This is a genomic window from bacterium (genome assembly GCA_040757115.1).
Taxonomy (GTDB): domain Bacteria; phylum UBA9089; class CG2-30-40-21; order CG2-30-40-21; family SBAY01; genus JBFLXS01.
In genome coordinates this window covers 1-5,496 of record JBFLYA010000249.1, presented here as the reverse complement: position 1 = coordinate 5,496, position 5,496 = coordinate 1, and the positions used below count along the sequence as shown (strand labels likewise).

Here is a 5,496-nt window from a genome sequence, read left to right as displayed (position 1 = left end):
AATTTATAGAAATAGGTAGAAATTGATTGTGGAAAACAACAAATTTCCATAAATTTCTATTAATTTCAATTTTTTTAATAATATCTCCCTATCTCCTTAATCTCCACATCTCCTTTTGTTACACCACTTGAACGCTTACCTTTTTTTCGTGTTTTTCGCGTTTTTCGGTGTTTAAAAAGGCTTAAAAACAGTTAGTTGAAGGTGATATGAAAAGACTACTTTTATCTTTTAGTTTATTGATAATACCAGGTATAAATTTGTCTGCCCAGGGAACGGTAACCCTTGAGCATGCAGACCATGCCGAGTATCTAAAGATAGGCAGTGAAGAGATAGTTACGCTGTGGGGTAGCGTAAAGTTAAATTCTGATGAAATGGGGTTAGAGGCAGATTGGATGCAATTGAATCTGACCAAAGATGAACTTTTAGCCAGAGGTAAAGTAGTTTTGAGAGGCGAGAAAGGAGAAAAATTTGAGAGTAACGAGGCAAACTATAATTTGAAGACAAAACAAGGTAAAATGAAAGAACCATATATTTTTATAAAACCTTATTATTGTAGAGGTTCTGACGCCTTGTTTGAAACCGGAACTATTACTTTAAGGGATGCCTCTCTAACTACCTGTGATTTACCTCGACCTCATTATTGCCTGAAGGCTGGTAAAATTATCGTTCACCCAAAGGAAAAAATAATAGCAAAAAGGATTGTTTTTAAAGTAGGAAAGGTGCCATTATTTTATCTCCCTTTTTACTCTATGTCTTTGAAAGAAAGAAAGGGCAAAATAATTATGAAGACCGGGAAAAGTGAAGAAAAAGGGAATTCCGTAGGAGTGACTTACGATTATGCCTTTACTTCAAAGTCTATTGGGTCATTACACTTAAGTTTCCTTGAAGACCAGGGGTTTGGGAATGGGATAGAACATAAATATTGGAAAGATAGCATTTCGCAAGGAAAAACTTATCTCTATTATATTCACGAGCGGAAAAAGCCCGATGATGTTAAAGATACAAAACGATGGGAGATAGATGCAAAACACCTTCAAAGATTTAAAGATATAACCGGAATTCTTTATCTACAATCTCTAAGCGATAAAAATGTCACCCGCGACTATCCTATCGAAGGAAGATGTAGTGCGGGAACATGGGAATTAAAAAACTACCTCACCGTGACTAAAACCTATCCAGATTATACCATTAGATTAGTCGGTGAGGAAATAGAGTGCTGGGCAAGGGAATTTAATGATTTTAAAAAAGAGACGACTCTTTTGCCTGAATTGACTCTGCAGACCAAATCAATCAAAAGAAATAATTGGTATTCGAATTTAAATGTTGAAGTAGCAAATCAATCTGGTTCAATGACCAACACACACTATCTTAAAGGAATTGTTGGTGTTAATTTTTTAAAAAAGGCAAATTTCTTATCAGACAGGGTAGTTTTCTCCCCTAAATTTGGACTTACAGGAATAGTTAAAGAAGAGGAAAAAGCAACCGGAGAGTTAAATCTGGGTTTAAATTTAAGAAATAAAATCGGAGGATACTCAGAACTGAATCTAAATCATAATTTAACAAAAAAGTTTAAGACAGACGAATATTATGGAGTAAAAACAAATGCACTAACCGGGACATTATACCTGTGGATGAATAGAAAGATACGGGGAGAAATTGGAGCAGGATTTGACCTTCGCAAACACAAAGATGAACCTTTAAAAATCAATAAAATACGTTTATTTCCATTAATTGCTGATGTCCACTTTGCCTTAAAAAATAATCTTGCAGGTTCCTTAAAAACTACCTATAGTTTCAAATCATCTCAAATAGAGGAAGTTGAGAGTTACTTTGATTTAGCAAGGGATAAGTGGCAATATGGAGGAAGTGTATTTTTCTACAGGGAGCATTCTGTAGAAAATAAGGATATTTTAGATGTGTCTAATTATGTTAGTTTTAACATCTCACCAAAAACTCATATTCGACTCCAGATGTATTATGACCTCAAAGACCGTAGAATAAAAGAAAGCGGATTGATTCTTGAAAAAGACGGACATTGTTGGAATGCTAAATTTTCTGTCCGACATAGTAAAGATACAGAATTTTGGCTTAATTTTAATTTAAAATAAAAATTAGTTGACCAAAAACAAATATTGTGATAAAATATAATAAAGGGGTATTAAAATGGGCATAGGCTAGACCACAATTAAACTCAGGAATCCTTTAAAAGATAAACCTGCGATAGAGCTTGATGCTAAGGTTGATACGGGAGCATTGGTAACTGGTAATTGGTAACTGGTAATTAAATACCGTTCGGCTGAGGTAATCGGTCAGTTATTGGTGGGAGAAAGGCATAAAGATTAAATTTCTCGCTAAGGCGCAAAGAACGCAAAGGAATAAATTATAATCTTTGCGAACTTTGCGTCTTTGCGAGAGAAAATTTCTATTTAGTTTTTACCACTGATAACTGAAGGATTACCGGCTGAGCTCAGGACGAAACTATTTAACCAATTACCAATTACCAGTTACCAATTATCCGTTTGCAGGTTACGAAACCTGATGATGCCCCGTGCAAAACTTATTCAACACGACACTAGTTTTAAGGTTTTGAGTTTTGACATTTGAGTTTTGAGTTAATATTGTCCCATCTGATGGACACGGCTGAACGGTTACAAAAAAAGATATTTTCCTCTCTGTTTCTCTGCGTCTCTGCGGTAAAGGATTACCTGAACGGTTACTGTTTTTTGATACTCGGGGCGTAGCGCAGTTTGGTTTAGCGCGCATGGTTTGGGACCATGAGGTCGCTGGTTCAAATCCAGTCGCCCCGACCAGAAGAAAAATCATTAGTCTAATGTTCCATTGCTAATCAATTAATGAATAGAGTAACACAAGCATTTTGTTTGTGATTATTTTATGCTTACTTTCCCTGCTAATCAAATTATCAGCGACAGAGCACTACTGACTATTTAGGGCGCCTGTAGCTCAATGGATAGAGCAACGGACTTCTAATCCGTAGGTTGTGAGTTCGACTCTCACCAGGCGTGCCAGAAAATGGTATTGTCAAATAGAAGTATGAAAGAAAATGACGCAATGATGAGACTTTAATCTCGACCCCAATACTCTTTTTAAAAAGAAAGTAGATAATATTCTAAATTCTTCAAGGTTTGACCCCAATACTCCTTGTTGCCAAAGAATATGTAGAGGCAAAAAAAGATTTATTGGGTGTGTTTATCTTAAGCCAATTTACCGGTGCAGCAAGAGAATTAACCGATGCTATCCAATTCAACCCTTATACCATTGAGGAATTTGCTGAGGCGATAAAACTTACTTTGGAAATGCCGGTAAATGAGAAGAAGAAACGGATGAATAATATGAGGAAGGCTATTGCTGAAAATAATATTTACCGCTGGGCAGGGAATATTATAACTGAACTGACGGCGCTGAAGAAAACATAAAAGGATGTTCAGGATGGAAAATTTATTTATGACCATCATGCCTTTGGCGGTGTTTGTGGTTACATTGACCTTAGGATATATAGCCAGGCAGGTCATATTCAGGCGCCTTTCGGCCTGGGCCAAGGGGACCAAGAGTGAGGTGGACAATATTATCATTGGCGCGATAAGATGCCCATGTGTTATATGGTGTCTTATGCTCGCCGTATATCTGGCGCTTGAGTTTTCAAAACTGTCTGATGAAGAGGTTTTTGTTACGAGGAAGATTCTGCTTCTGCTGGGTATTATGTCAGTAACTATAGCCCTTGTCAACATAACTACCCGACTCATTAAACATTATTCAAAAAAGGTTGAGGTAGCCCTTCCTGTTGGCCTGACACAGAACATATCAAGGATAATTATTTTAACAATCGGAATTCTCATTGCGTTAAACAGCCTCGGGATATCCATAGCGCCTATCCTGGCGGCATTGGGCGTTGGCGGGCTGACGGTGGCATTGGCCCTGCAGGATACACTCTCCAATCTGTTCGCGGGATTTTATGTCTCCGCATCAAGGAATATTCGGGTAGGCGATTTTATCAAGATTGATACAGGCGAGGAGGGTTATGTAGAGGATATCGGATGGCGCGTTACCAAAGTCCGAATGTTGCCCAATAATGTGGTGCTTATTCCGAATAACAAACTCTCCCAGGCCGTGATCACAAATTATTATCTACCTGATAAAGAGTTGGCGGTTTTAGTTCAGGTTGGAGTTCACTATAACAGTGACCTAAAGAAAGTGGAAGAGGTTACCATTGAGGTAGCGCGTGAGGTAATGAAAGGTGTTCTGGGGGGAGTAGCCAGTTTTGAGCCATTTATCAGATATCATACCTTTGGTGATTCCAGCATTAATTTTACCGTAATTCTGCGGGCTAAGGAATTTGTGGATAATTATTTAATAAAGCATGAATTCATCAAAAAGCTCCATGAGCGCTATGCCCAAGAAGGAATTGTTATTCCTTATCCTATTCGGGCAATAAATTATGAACAGGAGAAGACCAGATAGAGAGAACGTATGAAATATTTTTTTCAACACTGGAATGAACTTAAACAAGACATATCCAATAAAAATATATTCCTGTTTTTGTAGTAGGATTAGGGTCAGACCTTGAATGTAGAAAGCAGTTCCCTTTTACATTCAACATTCACGGTCTGACCCCAATAGTTCCGACCCCAATAGTTCCCCGCGCATTACCTTCTCAGAAGAGATGAATAAGGAGACGATTAATGATAATACTATCCTGGTAAATGGTGGTAGTGTAGTTGGTTCTATTAGTTATGCTGAAGATTTAAGGACAGCTTTTTTTGTGCCTGATGAGGTTTTAGAAACAGTGTAAGTAAGGAAAAATGGGAAAAAGGGAAATTTTTTTGTTGACTTGTCTAAAATAAAAGAGTATAATGGTAATATCATGGAATTAGTAATCAGTAAGCGGTTGTATTTAGTCTTTAGTGGATTATTGATACTGTTGGTCTGCATATTTCTTGGTTGTGGACAGCAGAGCAAAGAGCAAGAAGTTGCTAAGAAGAACAAAGAAGAAAAAACTACGGGCTTGGAGCTAATAGATAAGAGTAGAGAACAAAAAGCAGAGGCTAAAATACAACTAAAGAAAGAAATTAACCAGAGTGAACCTAAGCTTTCTAAAAGACAGAAGAAGCAAATAGAAAAAAAGGTATTAGAAGTTGTTAAGAGAATAGAGATGTTTCCTCTCTTTAGGCTGGAAGATTTTAAAAGTATGGAGGAAATTAAAAAAAGCGATATACCAAAAGGAGATGATATTCGCAGATTGTTAATGGAGTTAGTAAATATTGGTAAAGCAGGCGTACCAACATTAATAAAAGTAATTAAGGATAGAAGAAAAAACTGGCAGTTTCGAGCACTTATTATTTATGTGATAGTAGAGATGTGCGGTATAATGTCAAGTAAAAAAAGACAGACTATCCCCCAGCAAGATATAACTAAATTTAAAAAAACTAAAAATTGAGATAAATCTTGTTAACATAATCTGCTCTTTGATAATTTATTTAA

5 protein-coding genes and 2 tRNA genes are annotated in these 5,496 nt (G+C 36.7%); all 7 read left to right on the top strand.

Annotated features, from left to right (window positions below; translation table 11 throughout):
• Positions 1 to 206 precede the first annotated feature (206 nt).
• A complete protein-coding gene (locus tag AB1422_16225; GenBank protein ID MEW6620854.1) occupies positions 207 to 2,108 on the top strand; it encodes a hypothetical protein in 1,902 nt (633 codons plus the stop codon).
• A 623-nt stretch (positions 2,109 to 2,731) separates the two neighbouring features.
• Positions 2,732 to 2,810: transfer RNA gene (locus tag AB1422_16220), tRNA-Pro, on the top strand.
• A 140-nt stretch (positions 2,811 to 2,950) separates the two neighbouring features.
• Positions 2,951 to 3,026: transfer RNA gene (locus AB1422_16215), tRNA-Arg, on the top strand.
• 117 nt (positions 3,027 to 3,143) lie between these two features.
• Complete coding sequence (locus AB1422_16210; protein ID MEW6620853.1) at positions 3,144 to 3,434, top strand: trehalose-6-phosphate synthase; 291 nt, start codon at positions 3,144 to 3,146, stop codon at positions 3,432 to 3,434.
• A gap of 13 nt (positions 3,435 to 3,447) precedes the next feature.
• Positions 3,448 to 4,476, top strand: coding sequence for a mechanosensitive ion channel family protein (locus AB1422_16205; protein ID MEW6620852.1), 1,029 nt, complete (start codon positions 3,448 to 3,450; stop codon positions 4,474 to 4,476).
• Positions 4,477 to 4,678: 202 nt separating this feature from the next.
• Positions 4,679 to 4,807, top strand: coding sequence for a hypothetical protein (locus tag AB1422_16200; protein MEW6620851.1), 129 nt, complete (start codon positions 4,679 to 4,681; stop codon positions 4,805 to 4,807).
• A 39-nt stretch (positions 4,808 to 4,846) separates the two neighbouring features.
• Positions 4,847 to 5,452, top strand: a complete 606-nt coding sequence (locus AB1422_16195; GenBank protein MEW6620850.1) for a hypothetical protein — start codon at positions 4,847 to 4,849, stop codon at positions 5,450 to 5,452.
• Positions 5,453 to 5,496 lie beyond the last annotated feature (44 nt).